Source organism: Macrococcus psychrotolerans, from assembly GCF_038095555.1.
GTDB lineage: Bacteria > Bacillota > Bacilli > Staphylococcales > Staphylococcaceae > Macrococcoides > Macrococcoides psychrotolerans.
Window position 1 is genome coordinate 802,430 of the sequence record NZ_CP124591.1, and the last position, 25,835, is coordinate 828,264.

Genomic DNA, 25,835 nt, shown 5'->3' on the forward strand with positions numbered 1-25,835 from the left:
GTAGTTTCAACAGATGAATCAGGTAATACAACAGAAACGACATTTACAATCACTGTTGAAGACACAACAGCACCTGATGTAGATCCAGTAGAAGACCAAACAACAGAAGTAAACACACCTATTAAAGATGTAACATTGAATGGTAAAGATAATAGCGGTCAACCAGTGACTCATGAAGTAAGTGGCTTACCAGAAGGTGTGACATATGATCCAGAAACAAATACCATTTCAGGTACACCAACAACTGTAGGAAGTTATGACGTAACAGTTGTTTCAACAGATGAGTCTGGTAATACGACAGAAACGTCATTCACGATAACAGTAGAAGATACAACAGCGCACGATGTGGATCCGGTTGAAGACCAAACAACAGAAGTAAACACACCTATTAAAGATGTAACATTGAATGGTAAAGATAATAGCGGTCAACCAGTGACTCATGAAGTAAGTGGCTTACGAGAAGGTGTGACATATGATCCAGAAACAAATACCATTTCAGGTACACCAACAATGGTAGGAAGTTATGACGTAACAGTAGTTTCAACAGATGAATCAGGTAATACAACAGAAACAACATTTACAATCACTGTTGAAGACACAACAGCACCTGATGTAGATCCAGTAGAAGACCAAACAACAGAAGTAAACACACCTATTAAAGATGTAACATTGAATGGTAAAGATAATAGTGGAAAACCAGTGACTCATGAAGTATCAGGGCTACCAGAAGGTGTAACTTATGACCCAGAAACAAATACCATTTCAGGCACACCAACAACTGTAGGAAGTTATGACGTAACAGTAGTTTCAACAGATGAATCAGGTAATACAACAGAAACAACATTTACGATAACAGTTGAAGATACATTACCACCAACGGTAGATCCAGTAGAAGACCAAACGACAGAAGTAAACACACCTATTAAAGATGTAACATTGAATGGTAAAGATAATAGCGGTCAACCAGTGACACATGAAGTAAATGGCTTACCAGAAGGTGTGACGTATGATCCAGAAACGAATACCATTTCAGGCACACCGACAACAGTAGGAAGTTACGACGTAACAGTAGTTTCAACAGATGAGTCTGGTAATACAACAGAAACAACATTCACGATAACAGTTGAAGATACATTACCACCAACGGTAGATCCAATTGAAGATCAAACAACAGAAGTGAACACACCTATTAAAGATGTAACGTTGAATGGTAAAGATAATAGTGGAAAACCAGTGACTCATGAAGTATCAGGGCTACCAGAAGGTGTAACTTATGACCCAGAAACAAATACCATTTCAGGCACACCAACAACTGTAGGAAGTTATGACGTAACAGTAGTTTCAACAGATGAATCAGGTAATACAACAGAAACGACATTTACAATCACTGTTGAAGACACAACAGCACCTGATGTAGATCCAGTAGAAGACCAAACAACAGAAGTAAACACACCTATTAAAGATGTAACATTGAATGGTAAAGATAATAGCGGTCAACCAGTGACTCATGAAGTAAGTGGCTTACCAGAAGGTGTGACATATGATCCAGAAACAAATACCATTTCAGGTACACCAACAACTGTAGGAAGTTATGACGTAACAGTTGTTTCAACAGATGAGTCTGGTAATACGACAGAAACGTCATTCACGATAACAGTAGAAGATACAACAGCGCCTGATGTGGATCCGGTTGAAGACCAAACAACAGAAGTAAACACACCTATTAAAGATGTAACATTGAATGGTAAAGATAATAGCGGTCAACCAGTGACTCATGAAGTAAGTGGCTTACCAGAAGGTGTGACATATGATCCAGAAACAAATACCATTTCAGGTACACCAACAATGGTAGGAAGTTATGACGTAACAGTAGTTTCAACAGATGAATCAGGTAATACAACAGAAACAACATTTACAATCACTGTTGAAGACACAACAGCACCTGATGTAGATCCAGTAGAAGACCAAACAACAGAAGTAAACACACCTATTAAAGATGTAACATTGAATGGTAAAGATAATAGTGGAAAACCAGTGACTCATGAAGTATCAGGGCTACCAGAAGGTGTAACTTATGACCCAGAAACAAATACCATTTCAGGCACACCAACAACTGTAGGAAGTTATGACGTAACAGTAGTTTCAACAGATGAATCAGGTAATACAACAGAAACAACATTTACGATAACAGTTGAAGATACATTACCACCAACGGTAGATCCAGTAGAAGACCAAACGACAGAAGTAAATACACCAATCAAAGATATAACGTTGAATGGTAAAGATAATAGCGGTCAACCAGTGACACATGAAGTGTCAGGATTACCAGAAGGTGTAACATATAATCCAGAAACAAATACAATCTCAGGCACACCGACAAAACCTGGTGAATACACTGTTACAGTTGTAACTAGAGATAGTGAAGGCAATGAAACAACGACAAAATTCGTTATAATTGTAAAAGATGATTCATCAAATGATGGTAACAATCCAGGCGATGATGAAGATGACGACAACTCAGGAGATAACGGAGACGATTCATCAAACGATGGAAACGACAACTCAGGAGATAATGGAGACGATTCAACAAACGGTGGAAACGACAACTCAGGAGATAATGGAGACGATTCAACAAACGGTGGAAACGACAACTCAGGAGATAATGGAAACAATTCATCAAATGATGGGAATGATTCTAAAGAATTGCCAGATACAGGTGAACAGGATAAAAACTTAACTTTATTTGCATCTGTTATTGCGTTATTTGGTGGAATTTTAACATTTAGAAGAAAGAAAAAAGATTCTAAGACCGATAAGTAAAATAGTTAGAATCTTAACTAAAAGATAAACATTTTTAAACACAAAAGGACTGATAAGAAAATTTGGCACTGCACCCTTACTAAGGGAGCTCAATAAAAACACTATTTTCTAGGCTGCTAATTTCCTATATTCTATAGGGGATAAGTAGCCTAGTTTTTGTTGAATTCTAACTTTATTATAGTTTTCAATGTAATTTTCGACAATATCTATTACAATGGTATTAGAGCTTCTAAGCTCACTGTTTAAGTAGAATGTTTCACACTTTAGAGAGGCATGAAAACATTCTATTGGGGCATTATCAGCTGGCGTTCCCTTACGGGACATGCTTCTGGTAATGCCTTTTTCTGTACATAGGGCATAGTATTCATAAGAAGTATAAACACTTCCTTGATCACTATGTAATATAGTACCTGGTTCCAATTGAAGTTGTTTTAATGTCTCATTTACTAATTCTTGATTTTGTTTATTACCGATTTTATATGCCACAATTTCACCATTGTAAGCATCCATGATAGATGAAAGATACAACATTGTATTCCCGAAGGGTAAATAAGTGATATCTGTTAAAAGTACTTCTAAAGGTTTCTCTGCTTTGAAGTTTCTATTTAATAGATTATGTGTTTTATAATATGCATTCCCTGGTCTTTTCGATTTTTTCATTCGTACTTTACAATTTAAATTATGTTTTTGCATAATCCTTTGTACTTTTTTGTGATTAATTGGTTTATTATTTTTTCTATTTAACAAGGCAGTTATTTTTCTATAACCATATGTAAAACGATGTTTCTTACATAGTTCTATAATTTCTCGTTCATCCTCAGATATACTGAAATCTTTGTTTTTCCATCTGTAATAATTTGATTTTGGAATATCTAAAGTTTCTAAAATGACTTTCACTGTATATTTAGATTTCAATTCATTTACTAATTCAACAACTACCTCTGGGACCACTTCCTTTCCAATTCCTTGTACTTTTTTAAAATTTCATTTTCTACTTCTTTGCGCTTTAATTCAATTTTTAGCGTCTCAACAGTACTCAATTCTTCATTTCCTTTTCCGTAGGAATATTGTTTACCTACTTGTTGATTGAATCTATGTGTTTCCCCATTTCTATACCATTTCCACCACACTTTAACTTGAGATTCATTTTTAATATTTAAAGCATCCATTATTTCTCTTGTACTATATCCTTTAAGTTTCATTTCTACTACTTTATATTTTATTTCAACTGAATATGCCACTCTTTTCATAGAAAAAACACCTCCGTATAAATTCATTTTAATATGAATTCAACGAAAGTGTTTTTATTTTACTCCCACATCATGGGGTTAGCGCAAATGTCTGATCGTTTTTTATATGCATAAAGGTTCAGAGGATTATACTTTAAAGTTTAAATTAAAGGCACCTGACTCTAATACGATGAGTATGATGATCAATACAATCGGACCGATGAAGAAACCGACAAAGCCCATAAGCTTTAATCCGATAAACATCGCAATAAGCGTAGGGAGTGGACTGAGTCCAACGCCTTTGCCCATCACTTTCGGTTCTAATACTTTTCTTTGAATGAGCAGGAAGACCGATAATAGAACGAGTTTGACAGCAAGTGATGAGTCCCCTGTTATATATGCATAGAGCGCCCATGGAATAGTCACACCTGTAGCACCGAGTATGGGCAGCAAATCGACGAGGCAAATGATAAAGCTTAATACGAGTGCATTTTTCGGTGTGATAAATAACAGTCCGATAAAGGTGAAGAACCAGGTGATTCCGGATAATATAAAAGCCGCACGCAGCATACCAAATACGGATGAGGATACTCTTTTCCATATATACATCGCTTTTTCATAGGTTTTGTCATACGTATGCTTTCTGATAAAGGCATGCATATTCGGTATTTCCAGCATAAATAAAAATAAGGCGACTAAGAACACAAGTCCAGAAATAAAAGTTTCTGGTAAGCTTGCAACTAAATTAGTGATACGTTCAGCGTTAAAATAGTTTAATATAGCATCTCTCAGATTAAATAGAAATTTCTGAGTTTCATCAAATAATGCATTGGAAACACTTTCTGGAATCATCTTAGCAAGTCGTGCTTCGAATTGTGTCCATGCATCTAATATATTGTTCATCTTGTCTGGCAGGTCTTTTGAAAACTGAATAATATGCTGGATAAGCTTCGTTAAGAATAAATACATAAATAATAGGATAAACGACAGGATAGAAGTATAAACAATCGTTACGCTCCATTTTCGGCTCCTCACCTTTTGCTCCAGCAACTTTACAAAGGGCTCTATCATCAGCGCCAGAATAAGTGCGACAATAAGCGGAATGGATATCGGAACGATAAAGTAGAAGAAGAGCAGTGCGATGACCGCAACTGCTAAGAATGCGATATTTCTTTTTGTTATTAGTCGTTTGAACATTGCATCACCTCATATAATAAACAACCGAATGAAACATAGAAAATTATGCATCACTCGGCTATACTTAATATTATTTTTGAATTGCTACGATATCATTAAATACTTTATTGATTGTTCGTTTGCAATGGTCCACAAGCTTATCTGAGAAGTATTCATCTTCTCCGTATTCAATACCTGTTGGATAATAATGTTTACCTAAATAAGGGTCCATCATCTGAAGTTTGGCATCACGTGCTCCAACATCCCCTTCAACTGCGTAACCAGGAATACGTAGGTAGTAGATTCCTTCATCAAGTTCGTATTTTAAGTCGTAGGTTACACGTTCGTAATCCCAATGCCCGCCAAGAACAAAGCCATGCTTATTCATTACGTGCTGGATTAATGATTGATCAGCAACGATTGATTCAATGCCTGAATTTGCGAATACCATATTATAGTTCCTCCCTAAGTCATTCTACTTTTAATTTTATGATAAAATCATACTTTCTGCAATCGAATATTCATTTGATTTTAAATAATGTTAAAATAGTTATAGAATAAAGGAAGATTGTCAGGAATTGAGGTGTATTTTTGAAAAGTATATTGATAAAGTTATTATTTATATTACTTGGCTCGATATTTTTATTTTATCTGTTCTATTCGCCGTCGAGCAAGTTTGATATATTAGAAAATCCAGCAAAGGATAAAGTTTCGCATAAACAAATTGAAAAAAAAATAACGCATTCAGTAAAGCAACCTGCTTTAACTGAGGGGATCGGTCAGTATATCGGTAAACCTATCGATGTACTGACGGATAAATTTGGTTATCCGAATCGTATCTATAGTTCGAACTTCAGTTACAGAAATTTTGTTTATAAATTGAAGGATGCCTATTATATTGTTGGAGTGAAAGACAACCGCATCAAGATGATCTATGCGACAGGTAAGGATGCAGATGTTGCACCGTATGAAATATTAAGTCCTTCCGGCAAAATGTTCGATGGTAGCAATATCGTATCAGAACCTATTATTTCTACGCAGGATGGAGATTATCAGTTCCAGTTATCTGAGGCTGATATAAAGACGCAGGCACTTGTGGAATATGAAGGGCTCTTTATGCAGGCCTTTATCGATAGGTTTACAGGTAAAATAATGGCTGTGAGATATCTTTCTCCGGATACATTAGTAGAAATGCAGCCCTATGCAATGAGTTATAACGGAAAGACGATAGAGAAGAAGCTCAAGGATGAAGTGCATCGAATAGAAGAAATTGCTATTAACAGTAATGAGGTCCTGACGATGTTTGAACTGACAAACACGATGCGTGAACTGAATGAACTTGAACCTCTAGATACGAATGAAATTATCAATCATACTGCTCAGTTTCAAGTAGCTAAGCTCAGCAATGAGAAGCAGCAGGTCACATCGGTAGAAGATGAGATCGGCTCTAAACTCAGTGCCGAAGGAATCGATTATCATCATCTGTCTCAAAACATAGCCTATAACTTTGAAGATGTACCAGGTGTTATCAATAGCTGGATGAATTCAGTGGAACATCGTAACAATCTATTGAATAAAAACATCAATGCGATGGGTGGAGGCATTTCAGGGAGCTATAACTCACTTATATTTTTAGAGGATTTATCATTGAAAGAAGATTAGGAAGTGAAGTCTTGTTATATACAGAAGAAATATTTGAATGTATTGAAAGTGCTGAACACATCAATACGATGTTAAAGCACAGTAGCGCCTATCATGAATACCGTGATAGCTATATAGAAATTGCACAAAATAAAGAGGTGCAGCAGCTGAAACGTGATTTTCTGAAAATAAAAATACAATATGAGGAAGTTCAACGATTTGGCAGGTATCATCCAGACTATACGAAGATTATGATGGAGACAAGAAAGCGTAAGAAGGCATATGATATGCATCCACTTGTAGTCCTGTTTAAACAGAAGGAAACGCAATTGCAGCAGTTACTAGATGAGATTATTACCATCGTTGCACATGCGATTTCAAATGAAGTAAAGGTTGAAAGAGGGAATCCATTTTTTGTAGATCATGTTTGCAGTTCGGGGTGTGGCTGTAGTTAGGAGGATATATGAAAGAGGATAAGTTGATTCAAAAATGGATAAGAAAGAAGGCATTTTTGAATCGGCTGGATGAAATGCTTTATCGTAGTCGAAGTACAGATTTGCTCTACACACAGTGGATGAGTGCCTATGTACTTAAATATATTCATTTTAACTATCATGATAAGGTGCTATGTATCGGTTGTCATGGTGGAAAGTGGGTTAGTGATATCGATAGAACGGTGAATATCAAAGGATATATACTCGATCAGTCCGTACGTCAACTCCAGTATGCCATGCATCTTTATCCGCATTTCAACTATGATATTTCTGATGAGCATCTTCCCTTTAAAGAGCGTAAGTTTCATAAAGTGATTATCAATCAGCCTTTTGACAGTTTCTATGAACATGAGGCGCTCATTCAAGAACTGCAGCGTGTTACAAAGAAAAAAGGGCGCATCATCCTGTTTCAGCGTAAAGGTATTTTACATCCAAAGTTGAATCTTGAGCCATTGTTACAAAATACTATATTAGCGGTGGCACAAGAAACTGCATATAAAAATATGCTGATTTATGAGCTTAAAAGAAAATAAATAAGAAACATCGTGCGTACGCACGATGTTTCTTATTATCATATTATTGACTAATATTTCGTTTAAGTCTCATCGCAATGTCTGGTCGATCGGTGACGATTGTATGGGCACCAGCCTTTAACAATTGTTTCATCTGATCGATACTATTGATAACCCAATAACCGGGGGCGACATTTTGAGATTGCAGAAATTGTATAAACTGAGGTTGTGCCAATGAAATGCCATAAAAATGCGTAGGAATCTGAAACGTATCTGCCTGTACATGAGCCATATTTTTATAGTTGGTACTATAAAGCAGAAAAGTACGTGCGACTTCTTTTTCTCCGGCACCATATGCGATCTCTTTATCACATCGGTTACGGAAGCGTCTGATCTGCTCATCATAGAAACTTGTGATTAATACTTGATTGAAAGCTTGAGCATCTTCAATGACTGCATATAATGCATCGATGATACGTTTGCCAGCAGCTGTATCCGGTCCATCTTTAATATCAATATTAATACGAATATCTGGAAATATGCGGATAAGGTCTGATAATGTTACAATCTTTGCATCTGGATGGGCACGAAATGGCTGCTCACCATTAATATCTGTAAATCGGTAGCCAAAGTCAAGCATCTGTAACTCTGCTAACGTGTGATCATATACAAGTCCTGATCCATTACTCACGCGGTCAACCGTAGCATCATGCAGCACAACGACCTCATTATCACGCGTTAAGCGAATATCAATCTCAAAGCCATCTACATCAAGTGTCTGAGCATGCTTAAACGCAAGCATTGTATGTTCAGGACGTAACTGCAGCCCGCCACGGTGTGCAAATATATAAGGTGCATGACCTTTAAAGTATGGTTTAACATTTTTGGCTGCTGGCGCTTTTCGTCTGCTGATAAGCGCTGTACTAACGGTGTAGAAAGCACCACCTATGGCAAGTAGTTTCATATATTTATTCAACTGTTTGACCTCCGAATAATTTTGATAATTTAATTTTAACAGAACACATGGTACTATTAAAGAAATGAAAGAGAGGAATATGATGATGTCCATCGTTGAGAGAACACAACTCATAATTTATATAAAGAGTCCGAAACACGAAAGACAGCTACGCAAATTCGGACATATCGTGCATATTAATCGTAGTGAAAAATGGTTATCAATGTACATAAATAACGATAAACTAGAATGGACGCTTGAACAGCTTGAAAAACTTAAGTTTGTTACAAACGTCGTAAGTTCTTCATACAAATTACTGAAGAAAGATTATTCTAATACATCGGTGGAATAATACGCTGTAGACGTAAGACACCTGTTAAATATTGATAGTAGAGTTCATCTTCATAAAAATGCTGCTTGCTTTTTATCTCGTGCTCTATCACTTTGATATTATATTGATCGGCCCAATTCTTGAGCATATCATATTTCTTGCTTTGACCATGATATGGATATTTGATGCATTCAAATATGCTGTACATTGCCTGAAACTTATCCTGTGCCGGATGCATAATCAGAATACAGGACGTCTTCGGCTCAGCTTCAAGTGTCGTATGCAGAAATAATAGACAGTGGACGCGTTCGTGATTATATTTCATCAGCTGTTCGAATTCAAACAGGTCGCTTAATCCTGTTCCTAGAGGTATAAATGTCTGTTTCATCGTTCGACTCCTTTTTAGGTGATAAATTAAGTATACTAAATTTTTTATGGAATGGAATATGGGGGAGTATTATGAGAGTTATCGGTGGTAAATATAAGCGCTTTCCTTTAGAAGCGTTAAAAGGTGTCACAAGTCGTCCGACGACAGATAAAATAAAAGAGACGATGTTCAATATCATTGGGTCACTGGAAGGAAGCGGGCTTGATCTATTTGCTGGCAGCGGTGCTCTTGGAATAGAAGGGATAAGTAGGGGACTAACGCATGTTGTATTTGTAGATGGCAGCTTCCAGGCGGTCCAGGTCATCAAGAAGAATGTTTCAAAGCTTGATGAACAGGTTGAAGTCTATAAGAACGATTATAAACGAGCGCTCAAGGCTCTTGTTAAGCGAGAGATGCAGTTCGATATCATCTTCTTAGACCCTCCATATGATAAGGGGATTATTGATGATGCACTGCCGTTCATTCGCGCAAACAAGTTACTTAAACCAGGCGGCTTAATTATGATAGAATGTGAAAAGCACGAAACAATCGATACGTTAGATTATGAAGTGCTGAAACATGAGAATTATGGCATTACAAAACTAATCTTATTAAGAGGGATAGAATGAAGAATATAGCAGTTATACCTGGCAGTTTCGATCCGATTACTTTAGGGCATCTTGATATCATTAAACGCAGTGCAGGGCTCTTCGATGTGGTTCATGTATCAGTGCTGAACAATGCAAGTAAACAAGGGTTCTTTACGATTGAAGAACGTATCGAAATGATTAGTGAAGCGGTTAAAGATATTCCGAATGTTGAAGTTGAGTATTTTCAAGGACTACTTGTGGACTACTGCAACAAAGTAGGTGCAAAACAAATTGTGCGTGGTCTACGTGCAGTCAGTGATTTTGAATATGAGATGCAGCTGACAAGTATGAATAAGAAGCTTAATGATGATCTTGAAACATTATATATGATGACGAATAATCAGTATTCATTTATTTCATCAAGTATGACGAAAGATGTTGCAAAGTACGGTGGAGACGTTTCAAGTATCGTACCCCCAAATGTTGAACTTGCTTTAAAACAAAAATATGCAGAAATAAACAGAAGACCTTAGTTTAAGGTCTTCTGTAGATTACTGGGTTGTTGAATTCTGTCTGTGATTGACCCGTCAGTATGTTGTATACATCAGTAGCTTTAACTTCCAGCGAGAAATAATGCACATTCTGTTTGTTAATATTCGTTATAATTGGAACAGGACAGAGAGTCTTCACTTGTTTAATATAATTTCTTCCTTGTTCATTCATAGCAAGTACACGGATTGCTTCAATCTGAAGCTTTGATTCCGGTACGTTGAGCAGGATATAGGTGAGTAGTCTTCGAATCCGTGCTTTCGTATAACGCTTAGTACTTAAGCATTCTATAAGGTGATCATAGCTTTGAGCCTCATGAATATACTTCTTGATGCGATATTCCAGACCTTCATACATCGTGTATATTGTGCGCAGTGTACTTAAGTCGCTCGAAACGATGCGGTATTTTAACAGCTGAAAGAGCATGTCTTTATTTAACGGATGTGCGATATACTGTAATGAAGACTGAGGCAGCGCATGCTGGAAGCGTGCTGCGTTATAATAGGCTTTACGGATTGCTGTTGCGCTTGAAATTTCTCCGGTCAATGATTCATCAAGATAGGCATTGCTGACCCTTTGTACGGGAAAGAACGATAGTCCGGTATGTGCACCTTGTCTTATATATTGTACTGCAAGGATATCGTTACTCTTTAGGCCGTTTGACATAAGTTCTGCGTATCCGATATCTCTGCGTGTCGGTTTTATATTATCAAGTCGCATCGCTTCGTGAGTGAGTGCTTGCAGATCATTGCTTTCGCTCCCGAATGACAATGTATCAGCCTGTAACATGTGTGCTACTGATACGCCGCCATATGCGAAATCATCTGCATAGCTCATCGCATAGAATTGCGGTAATTCAACGACAAGATCACAATGATGAATGGCCATCTGTGCACGCTGAAATTTACTGACGAATGCAGGCTCACCGCGCTGCGTAAATTGCCCGCTCATAATCGCGATGATAACATGCTCAGGAAATGCTGCTTTTATTTTGTTGATATGAAATAGGTGTCCGTTATGAAATGGGTTATATTCTGCGATGATCGCTATTGCCTTCACTAGTATTTCTCCTTTTCAGCGTTTATAATGACATTGTAACAGATTTATCTGTTAAGAAAATATCTTGACAAAGTACATATATAAAGTGTAAAATAAATTTTGTGTTTGTAAGAGGTGAAACCATATGAAATGGTCATTAACTGAATTAAGAAAGCATCGTGATAATGCTTTGTCAGTTGATTCAGAAATCAACTTAAATGAATTAATCAAAAGCCTGGACTTAGTCGATTTATCTCTGATACATGTTGAAGGTAAGCTGACACCGAAGTCTAACGAAGTTATCGCTGACTTACATCTTACGGGTCATTATGTAATGACGTGTGCAAGGTCGCTTGAAGATGTAGTTGTTCCGTTTGATATCCAATCGATTGAGTATTTTGATGATAGTGAATTTGAAGTTGACTATGAAGATAACAGACATCCATTAGAAAATGGTGTGATTGACCTTAAACCTGTTATCCAGGAGTTAGTCGTGCTCAACAAACCTGCACGTGTGGTAAAGGATGATGTTGATCTGACATTAACGAAAGGTAACGGTTGGGAAGTTATTGATGAAAGTCAATTAGAAGAGGAATTACCTAAGGTTGATCCTAGGTTAGCGAAACTTCAAGCTTTAAAAGACAGTATGTCTGAACAATAAGTGATAGGAGGCAAAAACAATGGCAGTTCCATTTAGAAGAACATCTAAAACAGCGAAAAGAAAACGTCGTACACACTTCAAATTATCAGTGCCTGGTATGGTTGAATGTCCATCATGCGGAGAAATGAAGTTATCTCACCGCGTATGTCCATCATGTGGGTCATACAATGGTAAAGAAGTAGTATCTAAATAATAGTGATTGCAAGAGGCCGGAAACAAATTCCGGTCTCTTTTATTGTGTCATTGCTGACTAAGGCTACTTATTTATAAGCCGTTAAATTGTTTTTTAAGATGATAATCATTATACTAAGTAGTGATTATATGCGAGGTGTAGATAGTGGAACATTATAAATTTTTAGAAGAGTCATCAGGGTCATTTATTGATCGATACATACATACGGAATTGAGTGCGTTCTATCATTATGCAGTAAGCGAGGCGGGACTAGCGGCAAGAAGTGACGTACGTCCTAATGGAAGAGAACGAGAACTGAGCGATGTGATTGCACAATATATGGGCGATGACATCTCACATGCTCAGCGCACTAACATTGCAGCAATAAGAGAAGGTCACCAAGTCGTTATCGGTGGACAGCAGGCAGGACTCTTTGTCAGCCCGATGTATACAATCCATAAGATTATCTCTATTGTTGTTATGGCGAAGGAACAATCAAAGCGACTTGGAAAGCATATCGTACCGGTATTCTGGATTGCAGGAGAAGATCATGATTTTGATGAAGTGAATCACGCAAATATTTATGACAACGAAAGCATTATTCATCGTGTGAAGTATTATCCAAAACAAGAGGTAACGGATTCTGTCAGTCACGTTCAGATGGAAACAGAAGCCTTCCATGCAGCGTTAAACAAACTGATTTCATTGCTGGATGAAACTGAACATACGAAACCGCTTTTTGCAATGCTCTCTCAACTTCCAGATAACTGGACGGAACACTTCCATAAGATTGTACACGAGCTATTTAAGGCTTATGGTGTTCTGTTTATTGACAGTCATTATAGTCAATTGAGGGAATTAGAGCGAGAACTGTTAACTTGGCAGTTTGAGCACCATCTTGAGATCGATCGTGCTTTTCGTGAGGGGCAGGACAAACTTGCTGAAACTATAGGTGAACGTCAGATTGTTACGGATACGAATGTTCATATGTTCATGCAGTATGATGGTATCCGTCAGTTGCTGAAGTATGAAGCGGGGAAGTATGTGTTACCAAAGTCAGAGGTCTCATTTACTAAAGAAGAAATCTTGCAGATGATTGCCGCGTCACCAGAAATATTCTCAAATAATGTCGTGACAAGGCCGCTGATGCAGGAACTTGTATTTAATACGCTCGCTTTTATCGGTGGACCTTCAGAAATTAAGTATTGGGGAGAACTGACACAAGTATTCAATCTTGCGAATATTAACATGCCAGTTGTTGTGCCGCGTATGCGTATTACGTATATTACTCCGGAACATTTAAAGATTATGGCACGTTACGATATATCAATAGATGGACTGTTTCAAGAAGGTATAGAGTATTTTGAGCAAAACTTCTTAAAGTCAAAAGAAAACTATCTAGTTGAACAAGAGATTAATGCGATGCAGCAGCAGCTGGATGCATCTTTTAAAGCGATTCAACAGCTAGATAGTGATGTAGAGCTAGCAAAACTGGCACAAAAGAATCTTCAACACCATCATATGCAGTTCAACTATTTTTTAGAGACATATCGCAAGCAGATTAAACGCAGACATAATACTGAGATGAAGCATTTCAACAAGCTGCGCAATGAGCTGACACCTGGGGGACTGCAAGAGCGTATCATGCACCCCGCGCAATTATTGAACCGTTATGGCCTGGATGTATTCTCTGATGTTATCGATACGTTTGAAACGTATCAGTTCGAACATTTAATAATTAAAACAAATGAATAAGACGAAGCCTGTTACATTGATCTTAACAATGTAACAGGCTTTTTCTGTTTTAAACAATTAATTATAAAAAAAATTGCATAAATAGTGGAGGAAAGTGGGGGGGTATGGTAAATTAGATTTAAGGCGAGGTGAATCGAAATGTTTATGGGTGAATTTCAGCATCAGCTTGACGCGAAAGGCCGAATGATTGTGCCTGCTAAATTTCGCGAAGAATTAACTGAACATTTCGTGATTACACGTGGCCTTGACAAATGTCTCTTTGGTTATACATTAACCGAGTGGGCAGCTATTGAAGAAAAACTAAAAGCATTACCACTCACAAGAAGAGACGCTAGAAAATTTATGCGTATGTTCTTCTCCGGAGCGGTGGAAGTCGAGATGGATAAGCAAGGACGTATCAATATTCCGAAACATCTGATGGAATATGCGGGTCTATCTAAAGAAGCTACAGTTATCGGTGTATCTAGTCGCATAGAAATTTGGGATCGTAAGTTATGGTCTGATTTCTATGAAGAGACAGAAGAAGAATTTGAGACAATTGCAGAAGAATTAATTGATTTTGATTTTTAGGAGGATTCTATGTTCCATCATGTAACAGTATTATTAGAAGAAACGGTCGATCAGCTGAATATTGATCCAAATGGGATATACGTCGACTGTACATTAGGTGGAGCAGGACACAGTCTATATCTTGTGAAGCAATTGCAGGAAGGGCACCTCATATCGATTGATCAGGATCAGACTGCGATTGATAATGCGCACATCATACTGAAAGATTATCTCGATAAGGTAACGTTTGTTAAGGATAATTTTCGCAATCTTTCTGATATCCTCACACAGCTTGGTATTCAGAAGGTTGACGGGATTTTATATGATCTAGGAGTATCAAGCCCGCAGCTTGATGTAGGAGAGCGTGGTTTCAGCTATCATCAAGAAGCTAAGCTTGATATGCGTATGGACCAGACACAGGCACTATCAGCTTATGAAGTGGTCAATACCTGGCCATACGAGAAGCTTGTTTCTATATTCTTCCGTTATGGTGAAGAGAAATTTTCTAAACAAATTGCAAGAAAGATTGAAGCTGAACGTGAGTTACAGCCAATTGAAACAACGACTGAACTAGTTGAAATTATTAAAGCAGCAATTCCGGCACCCGCAAGAAGAACTGGAGGGCATCCAGCTAAGCGTGTCTTTCAGGCGATACGAATTGCTGTCAATGACGAATTAGGTGCCTTTGAATCTTCTATAGAACAAGCGATTGATAGTGTTAAGCCGGGTGGAAGAATTTCAGTCATTACATTTCATTCTCTTGAGGATCGATTATGTAAGCAAGTCTTTCAGGAGTACAGTAAAGGGCCAGACATCCCTCGTGGGTTACCGGTCGTTCCCCCTGAATACCAGCCGAAACTAAAGAAAATCACTAGAAAACCAATTATATCCTCAAATGAAGAGCTCGAACATAATAATAGAGCGAGAAGCGCAAAGCTTAGAGTCGTAGAAATATTAAAATAAAGAGGTGACAACATGGCAGTAGAGTACATCAATCCGAACTATTACAATCAGGTCAATGAACAAGTTAAAGTTAAATCTGTTTCAAAAACACATGTTGTTTCCCTTTCAAAGCTTGAAAAATTAATTTATTTAACATTAGTGTCATTGATTGCGTTTGTAAGCATCTATATGCTATCTTTGAAATATGATGCGTATCAGACGAACACTCAAATTGCAGCAATCGAAGGAAAGATTGTACACCAGCAAAGTGTCAACGGAGAACTGAATTCTGAAGTGATGAAACAGTCTTCATACGAACGTGTCTATAGTAAAGCGAAATCATATGGATTAAGCTTGAAAAACGATAACGTAAAGGTAGTGCAAAAAGATGTCACGAAGTAAACTAAAACTAAAGAAAAACAAAATAGGAGCAGTCCTCTTGATCATGCTATTCGGACTGCTCTTTTTTTCATTGATTTTTAAATATAGCATGATCATGCTTACAGGAAAGTCCAGCGGCCAGGATCTTGAAATGCGTGCGAGCGAGAAATATGTTCGGAATATCGTCAATCAGCCTGAACGTGGTAAGATTCTAGATCGCAATGGACAGGTGCTTGCAGAGGATATTGAATCCTATAAGCTTGTCGCAATCCTCGATAAACGATTTTCAGAAGGAAGTAAGCAACCGCGACATGTCGTTAATAAGAAGAAGACAGCTAAAGCTTTAGCTGACATCATCGACATGAAAGAAAAGGACATCTATAAAGTGCTGAGCAATAAAAAAGCATTTCAGGTCGAATTTGGTAAGGCGGGTAAAGACCTGACGTTTGATCAGAAACAGAAGATACAGAACTTGAAGATGCCTGGACTCACATTCTTCTCTGAGAAGAAAAGATTTTATCCAAATGGGAATTTCGCTTCTCATTTAATTGGTTTTGCAGAAAAAAATGGAGATACAAATGTGATGACCGGAATGCTTGGTAGTGAGAAGATATTCGATTCTTATCTATCGGGAAAACCAGGTAAAACGACCTTTAAACAGGATATATGGAACTATGTACTGCCTAAGTCAGGCAATGTCGTGCCGGCACAGGATGGGGATGATGTTAAGCTGACGATTGATAAGAACATTCAGATTTTTGTGGAAGACTCACTCGATATGATGGTCAAACGCTATAACCCGAAAGACATCTTTGCTGTTGTAATGGATGCAAAGACGGGAGAAATATTAGGAAGTAGTCAGCGACCAACGTTTAATCCTCAGACAAGAGAAGGATTCGGAGAAAAATGGGCGAACGATCTGTATCAGAATACGTATGAGCCAGGTTCTACTTTTAAGACTTACGGTCTTGCAGCAGCAATTGAAGAAGATCAGTATGACCCGAAAGCGAAGTACGAATCAGGTGAACGAGAAATAGATGGCATAACGATTTCTGACTGGAATGACGTTGGGTGGGGAACAATCACTATGAGCAAAGGATTCCAATTGTCTTCAAATGTGCTGATGATGAAACTGCAGGACAAAGTAGGCACCGATAAGATGAAGACATATTATGAAAAGTTTGGTTTTGGCAGATCGACGCAATCCCTTTTCGATTCAGAAGCTACCGGGCATATTTCGTGGAATGATGAACTGAGTCAAAAAGTAAGCTCATTCGGGCAGTCTACAACCGTAACTCCGGCTCAGATGTTACAGGCTGAAAGTGCAATCGTCAATGAAGGTAAGATGCTGAAGCCCTATTTTGTGAAGTCCATTACGAGTAAAGATAATAATGATATTTACACTGGTCAGAAAGATATCATTGGACAGCCGATTTCAAAATCGACAGCACAAAAAACGATGCAGCAGCTCTATGATGTTGTAAATGGTAAGGAGATGCATGCATTTAACTATGGTCTAAAAGATTATAAAGTTGCTGGTAAGACCGGTACAGCACAAGTGCCGGATACGGAAAAAGGTGGCTACGTCCAAGGGGCTAATCCATATATGGTCAGCTTTATGGGGTATGCACCAGCCAAAGACCCTAAAGTTATCATCTACTACGGTATGAGTCTTGCACAGAAGAATGATGCTGAAGCATATGCACAGGGGGTTTCAAAAGGGTATACACCCCTTATGGAAAATACATTGAAATATTTGAATGTAGGATCACCTAACAAGGATAATGCAAAGCTTATATTTAATACGCCGGATGTCATTGGAAGTAAGCCTGATAAGGCATCTACTGAGATTGAAAGTGCTTCGCTTCAACCTGTTCAGATTGGAAGCGGCAGTACTGTGATGAACCAGTTACCTGCTAAGGACACGAAGTTAATAGCCGATAATAAAGTATTTATTCTGACTGAAGGTACAAAAGTGATGCCGGATATCACTGGATGGAGTAGACGCGATCTTCTGATGTTCAGTACGTTGACCGGAGTAGAGATACAGTTTAAAGGTAACGGTTATGCCATCAGCCAGTCTATTGATGCAAATAATCCTATAAAGCAAGGTGATAAGCTGACAGTTGAACTTGATTCATTAGATCCTCTAAAACAGTCTCCAGTCTACAACGATGTTATTAAAGCACAGCTGCAGCAGGAAAAAGAAGTGTTAAAAGAACAGATAAAAGATAAAAAACTAAAAAATTCGAATTAAAAGAAAGGAAATCAGTAATTCTGATATGTGAAACTTATGCATGAAATTTATTTTGGAGTCATTACATTTATACTTACCGCAATACTTGTCCCTTTGTTTATCCCTCTATTAAAAAGAATGAAGTTTGGTCAGTCTATTCGTGAAGAAGGGCCGAAAAGTCATATGGTAAAGAGCGGCACACCGACAATGGGAGGATTGACGTTTTTAATCAGTACGATCTTACTAAGTGCGATCGCCTGCTTCTTCGTTGAAGACAATGGACCGTTGATACTATTGATACTTGTTACAGTAGGGTTCGGACTTATTGGATTTGTCGATGATTATATTATCGTTGTAAAAAAGAACAATCAAGGTTTGACATCGAAACAGAAACTTTTATTCCAGATCATTATTGCAATTCTTTTCTATGTCGTAAGTAATGTTCTTGGATTACTATCACTCAGCAACGAAATTAATATTCCATTTACGGATATCGGGATTCCATTATCTATATTCTATGTCATCTTCATCATCTTCTGGCAGGTAGGCTTCTCAAATGCAGTCAATTTAACGGATGGTCTTGACGGACTGGCAACAGGGTTATCAATCATTGCATTCAGCTGTTATTTTTATCTTGCAATCGTGCAGGGTGCTACAGCAATAGCTTATTTCTCAGCAATCTTAATCGGGAGTCTGTGTGGGTTCTTGATCTATAATAAGAACAAGGCGAAGCTGTTTATGGGTGATACAGGTTCATTAGCACTTGGTGGGGTTATCGCGACAGTATCGATTATGCTGAATCAGGAATTAACGCTGATTTTTATAGGCTTTGTATTTGTTGTTGAGACATTGTCGGTGATGATGCAAGTCACATCATTCAAACTGACTGGTAAAAGGATCTTCAAGATGAGTCCGCTTCACCATCACTTTGAGATGGTGGGCTGGAGCGAATGGAAGATTGTAACCGTGTTCTGGATTGTCGGTATATTAACTGGACTCATCGGAATTTATTTAGGAGTGAATTAAATGAAACATATACAAAAGTATCAAGGGAAAAAGGTGCTCGTTCTCGGACTTGGAAAAAGTGGCTATGAAACAGCGAAACTGCTGTATCGTCTTGGGGCACAAGTTACGATCAATGACGGTAAAGATGTTTCTCAGACAGAGCAATATCGCGAACTGACAGAGATGGGCATTACTATTATCGGAGGCCATCATCCCCTTTCATTGCTTGAAAATACGACGCTCATTGTCAAGAATCCAGGTATTCCTTACACATTACCGTTAATAGAACAAGCACAAACATTGAATATTCCTATCATTACTGAAGTAGAATTAGCTTATGAAATTACCGAAAGCTCCATTATCGGTATTACGGGTACAAATGGTAAGACGACTGTTACATCCCTCATTGGAGATATGTTTAAATCACATCAACATGCAGGGTTACTATGTGGGAACATTGGTTTTGTAGCTTCGAAAGTCGCTCAGAATGCAGGCGTTCATGATACGCTTGTTATGGAATTATCATCGTTCCAGCTGATGGGAATTCAAGAATTCAGACCGCATATTGCGCTCATTACGAATATTTATTCCGCTCATCTGGATTACCATGGTAATCAGCAGAACTATACTGATGCTAAGATGCAGATTATTAAAAATCAGACCAGTGAAGATTACCTTATATTCAATGATAAGCAACGTACATTGTTGCAAAAATATGATATAAAGTCCAAGGTCGTCTATTTTTCTACTGACGAAAAAGTAGAAGGTGCGTATATAGATCAAAACAAAGTATATTTCTATGATGAATTTATCATCGATGTGGAAGACATCGTTCTGCCAGGCATACATAACCTTGAAAATGTGCTGGCAAGTATTGCGGCTGCAAAACTTGCAGGCATAGATAACATTCATATTTGCGATACATTAAAGACGTTTGAAGGGATTAAACATCGTCTGCAGTTTGTAACTGAGACAGACGGGGTGAAGTATTACAATGATTCTAAGGCCACGAATACATTAGCAACAAGCTTTGCGCTCGATTCATTCCAGCACCCGATTCATTGGCTTGCAGGGGGACTGGATAGAGGGAATGGGTTTGAAGAATTAGACACACACATTCATCATGTAAAGCGAATGTATATTTTTGGAGAAACAACTGAAAAACTTACAGCTTTTGCAGCGCAGCATCATATCCCTTGTACGATATGCAAAGATGTGACAGATGCAGTGATTAAAACTGCATCATATGTTGAACAAGGTGAGGTAGTGCTGCTCAGTCCGGCATGTGCCAGCTGGGACCAATATCCTACGTACGAAGTAAGAGGAGAACACTTTATCAGTCAGGTCAAATTAATTTAGAGGTGATATGATGGAGGATAAAATTATTCATACACCCCGTTTTGATGAACAAGGAAGAATGCGCAGAAAGAAACGTCAGAGACTGCAACTATTTATCTTCTTAAGCATTGTTGCAATCGTGTCTTTGATTCTTATCTATATGTTCACGAGTATCAGCTATGTAAAGAAAATATCAGTTAATGATACGTTGATTAACAGTACAAAGACAATCAAAGAGAAATCAGGTATTCAGCCTAAAGCGCGTATCTACAGTCTGGATACGAAACAAATTGTGTCAAATATTGAATATCTTGATGGGGTAAAATCAGTTACTGTCAGACGTCATTTTCCGAATGTAGTCAGTATCAATGTAGAAGAATATGATGTGCTTGGTGTTGTAAAGGATGGTGAGCACTACCATCCTGCACTGGAGAATGGACAGATTCTACATAAACATAATTACGCTGAGCCATCAGAAGTACCCCTTCTAAATAATTTTAGCAGTAAGGCGCTGAATCAGCTTGTTAAAGTTTTACGTGCCTCTGATGATGAAATCATCAATCAAATTTCAGAGATTAACTTTATACCGAAAGCAGAAGCTTCTAACCGCGTCCAGTTCTATATGAAAAATGGACTGGAGGTTATCGGTGATATGCGTACCATCGACAACAAACTGAATTACTTCCCGGCGATGGCAAGTAAACTCAAAAAAGATAGTAACGGTCGAATACTGAAACCAGGTATTATCGATCTTGAGGTCGGAGCAGTATTTATCCCCTATGAATCGAAGCAAGCCGAGGAAAGAAGAATTGAATTAGAAGCAGCGATGGAAGAACGCTCTCAAAAAGATAAAGCTGAGCTTGAAAAATCTGTAGAAAAACTGAAGAAAGAGTTAAATCAGGTCAAAAAGAACAGCTAAAGTATAAATTTTCAAAAAAAAAAGTCTAATATTCATAAAACAGTTTATAGTTTTTCAAATAACGACTATAATAAGAATAGTGTATGACTGAATAAAATGTTTAGGAGGTGCCTATCGATGGAAGAACATTATTACGTATCAATTGATATCGGTTCATCGAGTGTAAAAGTAGTGGTAGGAGAAAAGTTTCACAATGGCATTAATGTGATAGGTACAGGCCAGACTTTTACTACAGGTATTAAAAATGGAATGATTGATGATTTTGATGTCGCACAGCATGCGATTAAAGATACAATTAAAAAGGCGCAGATTGCCTCAGGAATTGAAATTCAGGATGTTTTCTTAAAGATGCCAATTATCTATTCTGAAATTCATGATGTAGTGCATGAAATTAAATTTGAGGGTGCTTCAACTGAAATAACAGGTGAACATATTGAAGATGTTCTGGATGGCATTCGTGCTAAGAATGCTTCAAAAGATATTGAGATTATCGGTGTCTATCCAAAGATGTTTAAAGTCGATGATCTGCATGAAGTAACGGATCCAAAAGAAATGGTTGCGACACAAAGCCTGGCAGTAGACGCAGGCGTTATCACAATTGAACGCAGTGTACTTATCAATATCTTAAAATGCGTCGAAAGCAGTGGCGTGCATGTTCTGGATGTCTATTCTGATGCTTATAACTATCAGCACATCCTGTCACCGACCGAAATTGAACTTGGCACGTGTGTCATCGATATTGGTGACCAGTTAACGCAAGTGGCATATTATGAACGCGGTACATTATTTGATGCAGATCATGTTCAGATTGCAGGGAGTGATATTACTGAAGATATCTCTGAAGAACTGAATATTACATTTGATGAAGCTGAAAAAGTTAAAGAACAATATGGACATGCGTTCTATGACCTGGCGAGCGAACAAGATGTATTTAACGTTACGCAGATTGACGCCGAATCCCCTGTGAGTTTCAGTCAGAAGGATCTGAGCGATATTATCGAAGGTACAGCGGAAGAAATCTTCCTTGAAGTATTTGAATTACTGCAGGAAATGGGATTAAATAAAATTAACGGTGGCTTTGTACTTACAGGCGGAACCAGTAATATGCTCGGAATTAAGGAATTACTTTCAGATATGGTAAGCGAGAAGGTAAGAATTCATATTCCACAACAGATGGGCATTAGAAAGCCTGAATTTACTTCAGCAATCTCGACAATCAACAGCGGTATAGTATTTGATGAATTATTAGATTATGTTACAATTAATAATCATGATGTGCCTTCAGAAACAGAAGAACAACCAGTTGAAGCTGAGCCGAAGAAAAGCGCATTAGATGGATTATTCAAACGTAAGAAAGACAATGTTGAAACGCGTGTCTATACTTCTAAAGAAGAAACGAAGGCTGCACCAGCAGAAAGTCATCAAGATGCGCTTGACAATGATGAAGAAAAACCAAGTATGATGAAAAGGATAATGAAATCATTATTTGATTAAAATGGCCATTTAAAATATTAGGAGGAAAAACAATGTTAGAATTTGAACAAGGCTTTAATCACTTAGCAACTTTAAAAGTTATCGGTGTTGGTGGAGGCGGTAACAATGCCGTCAACCGAATGATCGATCACGGTATGAACAACGTAGAATTTATTGCGATTAATACGGATGGCCAGGCTTTAAACTTATCTAAAGCTGAATCAAAGATTCAAATTGGTGAAAAGTTAACACGTGGACTTGGTGCAGGTGCAAACCCTGAAATCGGTAAGAAAGCCGCAGAAGAATCACGTGAACAAATTGAAGATGCAATCCAAGGAGCGGATATGGTATTCGTTACTGCTGGGATGGGTGGCGGAACAGGAACTGGTGCTGCACCTGTTGTTGCTAAGATTGCCAAAGAGATGGGGGCATTAACCGTTGGTGTTGTGACACGTCCATTCTCATTTGAAGGTCGTAAACGTCAGACACAGGCTGCTGCCGGTGTTGAAGCAATGAAAGCGGCAGTTGACACATTAATCGTCATTCCAAATGATCGTCTATTAGATATCGTTGATAAGTCAACGCCGATGATGGAAGCATTTAAAGAAGCGGATAACGTATTACGTCAAGGGGTACAAGGGATCTCAGATTTAATCGCGGTATCTGGGGAAGTGAACCTAGACTTCGCAGACGTTAAAACAATCATGAGTAACCAAGGTTCAGCACTGATGGGTATTGGTGTATCAAGCGGTGAAAACCGTGCAATCGAAGCAGCTAAAAAGGCAATCTCTTCTCCATTGCTTGAAACGTCAATCGTTGGTGCTCAAGGGGTTCTAATGAATATTACCGGCGGAGAATCATTGACTTTATTCGAAGCACAAGAAGCGGCAGATATCGTTCAGGACGCAGCTGACGAAGATGTAAATATGATTTTCGGTACGGTTATTAATCCGGAATTACAAGATGAAATCGTTGTAACAGTTATTGCAACAGGATTTAATGACAAACCGACACGTTCGGTATCTCCTGCAAGCTCATTTGGTCATTCAGCACCAGCACCTGAGCGTGAAGTGCGCAATGAAACACCCGTACAGGAAACAAGAGAGCGTCAATCAAACGATGAAGGACTAGATGTACCAAGCTTTATTCGAGATCGTGGTTCAAGAACACGTCGATCAAGAAGATAATGAAGGCTTTAATATTAGGAGTGGACCATTCTCATGTTCCACTCCTTTTTCAATATTGGGGGTCGTTATGGATATATTTAAGAGAAAAGCTGTTACGTTTAACTATAAGGATGATGAACATATAATTGGTATTACAGGTCGCAATGGTGGTGTCAGTGACTATCCAGAGCTTTCTTTGAATATGGCAAGATATATAGAAGATGCACCAGAAAATGTATCTCGCAATCAACATCGTGTTGCTCAAGAAATCAATTTTGATACTTCAAAGTGGGTCTTTCCAATTCAAAAGCACGGAACTCATATTAAAGAAGTTTCATTAGAAGACAGAGGGATAAATATTACTGAATTGACCACTGCTCTGGACGATGTGGATGGCCTCTATACATATGATAGAGAAGTATTATTGACCATGTGTTTTGCAGATTGTGTACCCATCTATATCTATAGTGTGACCGATAACTTTATCGCGCTCGGACATGCGGGTTGGCGTGGTACTGTAGGAATGATCACCGAAAAGCTCATTAATGTATATAAAGGTGATAAGACACATCTGCATTGTGTGATCGGGCCTTCGATTAGTGGCAAGGCATATGTCGTTAATGATGAGATTAGAGCAAAGTTTATGTCACTGAATCTCCAGCTGGAAGATTGCTTTATACCGAATGGTGATATGTATGAAATAGAGCTGAAAGAAATCAATAGGCGTATCGCGCAGCATGCTGGTATTGCCGCTTCGCATATCCATGTCTCACAGCGCTGTACCTCAACTGGAAATGAGGATTTCTTCTCATATCGAAAAGAAGCAGGTAATACCGGCAGGATGTTAGCTTATATCGGAAAGAGGGATGACAATGGAAGTCAGAAAGAATCTTGACACAATTAAACAGGAAATTGAAAGTGCACTTCAGAAATCTGATGATCACAAAGCTCCGACTATTATTGCAGTGACAAAATATGTTACAATAGACCGAGCAAAAGAGGCGATGGAAGCAGGTATCTGTCATCTTGGCGAGAATAGAATTGAAGGCTTCCTGGAAAAGCGTGAAGCTTTAGGTGATGCGACGATGCACTTTATAGGCACATTGCAATCACGTAAAGTTAAGGAGGTCATCAATCAGGTGGATTATCTGCATTCACTTGACCGATTGTCTCTTGCAAAGGAAATTGACAAACGTGCTGAAAAGACGATCAAATGTTTTGTACAGGTAAATGTTAGCGATGAACAGAGTAAACACGGAATTAAGAGAGATGAAGTGATGGACTTTATTCATGCTTTAGCATCTTATAGTCAAATTGAAGTGGTTGGCTTAATGACGATGGCGCCAGCAGATGCAGATGAATCAGAACTAAGAACATATTTTAAGGCGATGAAGCAGCTGCAGCTGGAGGTTCAGGATGCACACCTATCTTATGCACCATGTACAGAATTATCTATGGGCATGAGTAATGATTATCAGATTGCAGTAGAAGAAGGTGCGACGTTTATTCGTATCGGTACGAAGCTCGTCGGTTAGG

The 25,835-nt window shown here is 38.2% G+C and carries 27 protein-coding genes; 21 read left to right on the forward strand and 6 right to left on the reverse strand.

Features of this window, described 5'->3' with window-relative positions; all coding sequences use genetic code 11:
* Positions 1 to 135 precede the first annotated feature (135 nt).
* A complete protein-coding gene (locus QA539_RS04100) occupies positions 136 to 2,820 on the forward strand; it encodes a putative Ig domain-containing protein (protein WP_419895506.1) in 2,685 nt (894 codons plus the stop codon).
* Between the two features lie 108 nt (positions 2,821 to 2,928).
* On the opposite strand, the gene QA539_RS04105 is transcribed toward QA539_RS04100, so the two are convergent.
* The 3 genes from QA539_RS04105 to QA539_RS04115 all read right to left on the reverse strand — a co-directional run bounded on the left by QA539_RS04105 (position 2,929) and on the right by QA539_RS04115 (position 5,676).
* Positions 2,929 to 4,070 (reverse strand): IS3 family transposase gene (locus QA539_RS04105; protein ID WP_198479331.1). Its coding sequence is split into 2 segments (ribosomal slippage): positions 2,929 to 3,800 and positions 3,800 to 4,070, totalling 1,143 coding nucleotides; the frame shifts between segments, so codons are not numbered across the junction.
* Between the two features lie 126 nt (positions 4,071 to 4,196).
* Positions 4,197 to 5,246, reverse strand: coding sequence for a sporulation integral membrane protein YtvI (ytvI, locus tag QA539_RS04110; protein ID WP_419895507.1), 1,050 nt, complete (start codon positions 5,244 to 5,246; stop codon positions 4,197 to 4,199).
* A gap of 70 nt (positions 5,247 to 5,316) precedes the next feature.
* The gene (locus QA539_RS04115; RefSeq protein WP_099482113.1) at positions 5,317 to 5,676 is read right to left on the reverse strand and encodes a YugN family protein; all 360 of its coding nucleotides are present in this window, start codon (positions 5,674 to 5,676) and stop codon (positions 5,317 to 5,319) included.
* Between the two features lie 140 nt (positions 5,677 to 5,816).
* On the opposite strand from QA539_RS04115, the gene QA539_RS04120 reads away from it, so the two are divergent.
* Genes QA539_RS04120 through QA539_RS04130 form a run of 3 tightly spaced genes read left to right on the forward strand, consistent with a single transcriptional unit; the run spans position 5,817 to position 7,893 of the window.
* Positions 5,817 to 6,887, forward strand: a complete 1,071-nt coding sequence (locus QA539_RS04120; RefSeq protein ID WP_419895508.1) for a CAP-associated domain-containing protein — start codon at positions 5,817 to 5,819, stop codon at positions 6,885 to 6,887.
* 11 nt (positions 6,888 to 6,898) lie between these two features.
* Entirely contained in the window at positions 6,899 to 7,321 is a 423-nt protein-coding gene (locus QA539_RS04125; protein ID WP_241427494.1) for a YlbF family regulator, read from the forward strand.
* Positions 7,322 to 7,329: 8 nt separating this feature from the next.
* Positions 7,330 to 7,893 (forward strand): class I SAM-dependent methyltransferase, encoded by a 564-nt coding sequence (locus QA539_RS04130; RefSeq protein WP_419895509.1) that lies wholly within the window; start codon positions 7,330 to 7,332, stop codon positions 7,891 to 7,893.
* A 43-nt stretch (positions 7,894 to 7,936) separates the two neighbouring features.
* Here the strand turns inward: QA539_RS04130 and QA539_RS04135 are convergent, their stop codons facing one another.
* Positions 7,937 to 8,848 (reverse strand): glycerophosphodiester phosphodiesterase, encoded by a 912-nt coding sequence (locus QA539_RS04135; RefSeq protein ID WP_419895510.1) that lies wholly within the window; start codon positions 8,846 to 8,848, stop codon positions 7,937 to 7,939.
* A 79-nt stretch (positions 8,849 to 8,927) separates the two neighbouring features.
* Here QA539_RS04135 and QA539_RS04140 point away from each other — a divergent pair, with 79 nt between their 5' ends.
* The gene (locus QA539_RS04140) at positions 8,928 to 9,179 is read left to right on the forward strand and encodes a DUF2129 domain-containing protein (RefSeq protein ID WP_413474399.1); all 252 of its coding nucleotides are present in this window, start codon (positions 8,928 to 8,930) and stop codon (positions 9,177 to 9,179) included.
* On the opposite strand, the gene QA539_RS04145 is transcribed toward QA539_RS04140, so the two are convergent.
* Positions 9,160 to 9,546, reverse strand: a complete 387-nt coding sequence (locus QA539_RS04145; protein ID WP_219494487.1) for a DUF7147 family protein — start codon at positions 9,544 to 9,546, stop codon at positions 9,160 to 9,162. The two genes, QA539_RS04140 and QA539_RS04145, sit on opposite strands and share 20 nt — an antisense overlap.
* 71 nt (positions 9,547 to 9,617) lie before the next feature.
* Between QA539_RS04145 and rsmD the strand changes: the two genes are divergently transcribed.
* Both rsmD and coaD read left to right on the forward strand, forming a co-directional pair.
* Positions 9,618 to 10,154: a 16S rRNA (guanine(966)-N(2))-methyltransferase RsmD gene (rsmD, locus tag QA539_RS04150; RefSeq protein WP_283721655.1), complete on the forward strand. Its 537-nt coding sequence runs from the start codon at positions 9,618 to 9,620 to the stop codon at positions 10,152 to 10,154.
* The gene (gene coaD / locus QA539_RS04155; RefSeq protein WP_219494491.1) at positions 10,151 to 10,648 is read left to right on the forward strand and encodes a pantetheine-phosphate adenylyltransferase; all 498 of its coding nucleotides are present in this window, start codon (positions 10,151 to 10,153) and stop codon (positions 10,646 to 10,648) included. Before rsmD ends, coaD begins: the two co-directional genes overlap by 4 nt.
* Before the next feature lies 1 nt (position 10,649).
* Here coaD and QA539_RS04160 read toward each other — a convergent pair whose 3' ends face one another.
* Complete coding sequence (locus QA539_RS04160; protein WP_419895511.1) at positions 10,650 to 11,723, reverse strand: tRNA(Met) cytidine acetate ligase; 1,074 nt, start codon at positions 11,721 to 11,723, stop codon at positions 10,650 to 10,652.
* A gap of 124 nt (positions 11,724 to 11,847) precedes the next feature.
* Between QA539_RS04160 and QA539_RS04165 the strand changes: the two genes are divergently transcribed.
* The 14 genes from QA539_RS04165 to QA539_RS04230 all read left to right on the forward strand — a co-directional run bounded on the left by QA539_RS04165 (position 11,848) and on the right by QA539_RS04230 (position 25,834).
* Entirely contained in the window at positions 11,848 to 12,363 is a 516-nt protein-coding gene (locus QA539_RS04165; RefSeq protein WP_219494495.1) for a YceD family protein, read from the forward strand.
* Positions 12,364 to 12,382: 19 nt separating this feature from the next.
* Positions 12,383 to 12,556, forward strand: coding sequence for a 50S ribosomal protein L32 (gene rpmF / locus QA539_RS04170; protein WP_041635879.1), 174 nt, complete (start codon positions 12,383 to 12,385; stop codon positions 12,554 to 12,556).
* Between the two features lie 144 nt (positions 12,557 to 12,700).
* Positions 12,701 to 14,290, forward strand: coding sequence for a bacillithiol biosynthesis cysteine-adding enzyme BshC (gene bshC / locus QA539_RS04175; RefSeq protein WP_419895512.1), 1,590 nt, complete (start codon positions 12,701 to 12,703; stop codon positions 14,288 to 14,290).
* A gap of 138 nt (positions 14,291 to 14,428) precedes the next feature.
* Positions 14,429 to 14,860, forward strand: coding sequence for a division/cell wall cluster transcriptional repressor MraZ (gene mraZ, locus QA539_RS04180; RefSeq protein WP_012656658.1), 432 nt, complete (start codon positions 14,429 to 14,431; stop codon positions 14,858 to 14,860).
* 9 nt (positions 14,861 to 14,869) lie between these two features.
* Positions 14,870 to 15,802, forward strand: a complete 933-nt coding sequence (gene rsmH / locus QA539_RS04185) for a 16S rRNA (cytosine(1402)-N(4))-methyltransferase RsmH (protein WP_219494499.1) — start codon at positions 14,870 to 14,872, stop codon at positions 15,800 to 15,802.
* A 12-nt stretch (positions 15,803 to 15,814) separates the two neighbouring features.
* A complete protein-coding gene (gene ftsL / locus QA539_RS04190; RefSeq protein WP_086042285.1) occupies positions 15,815 to 16,183 on the forward strand; it encodes a cell division protein FtsL in 369 nt (122 codons plus the stop codon).
* Complete coding sequence (locus QA539_RS04195; protein ID WP_423245805.1) at positions 16,170 to 18,419, forward strand: penicillin-binding protein; 2,250 nt, start codon at positions 16,170 to 16,172, stop codon at positions 18,417 to 18,419. The genes ftsL and QA539_RS04195 overlap by 14 nt, the downstream gene beginning before the upstream one ends.
* Positions 18,420 to 18,455: 36 nt before the next feature.
* Positions 18,456 to 19,424, forward strand: a complete 969-nt coding sequence (gene mraY, locus QA539_RS04200; protein WP_283721652.1) for a phospho-N-acetylmuramoyl-pentapeptide-transferase — start codon at positions 18,456 to 18,458, stop codon at positions 19,422 to 19,424.
* Entirely contained in the window at positions 19,425 to 20,762 is a 1,338-nt protein-coding gene (murD, locus tag QA539_RS04205; protein ID WP_419895513.1) for a UDP-N-acetylmuramoyl-L-alanine--D-glutamate ligase, read from the forward strand.
* A gap of 10 nt (positions 20,763 to 20,772) precedes the next feature.
* Positions 20,773 to 21,660 (forward strand): cell division protein FtsQ/DivIB, encoded by an 888-nt coding sequence (locus tag QA539_RS04210; RefSeq protein ID WP_219494505.1) that lies wholly within the window; start codon positions 20,773 to 20,775, stop codon positions 21,658 to 21,660.
* Positions 21,661 to 21,777: 117 nt separating this feature from the next.
* Complete coding sequence (ftsA, locus tag QA539_RS04215) at positions 21,778 to 23,154, forward strand: cell division protein FtsA (RefSeq protein WP_219494507.1); 1,377 nt, start codon at positions 21,778 to 21,780, stop codon at positions 23,152 to 23,154.
* A 32-nt stretch (positions 23,155 to 23,186) separates the two neighbouring features.
* Entirely contained in the window at positions 23,187 to 24,320 is a 1,134-nt protein-coding gene (ftsZ, locus tag QA539_RS04220; RefSeq protein ID WP_086042291.1) for a cell division protein FtsZ, read from the forward strand.
* 67 nt (positions 24,321 to 24,387) lie between these two features.
* On the forward strand, positions 24,388 to 25,194 hold the full coding sequence (gene pgeF / locus QA539_RS04225; protein ID WP_419895514.1) for a peptidoglycan editing factor PgeF: 807 nt from the start codon (positions 24,388 to 24,390) through the stop codon (positions 25,192 to 25,194).
* Complete coding sequence (locus tag QA539_RS04230; RefSeq protein ID WP_419895515.1) at positions 25,172 to 25,834, forward strand: YggS family pyridoxal phosphate-dependent enzyme; 663 nt, start codon at positions 25,172 to 25,174, stop codon at positions 25,832 to 25,834. Before pgeF ends, QA539_RS04230 begins: the two co-directional genes overlap by 23 nt.
* Position 25,835 lies beyond the last annotated feature (1 nt).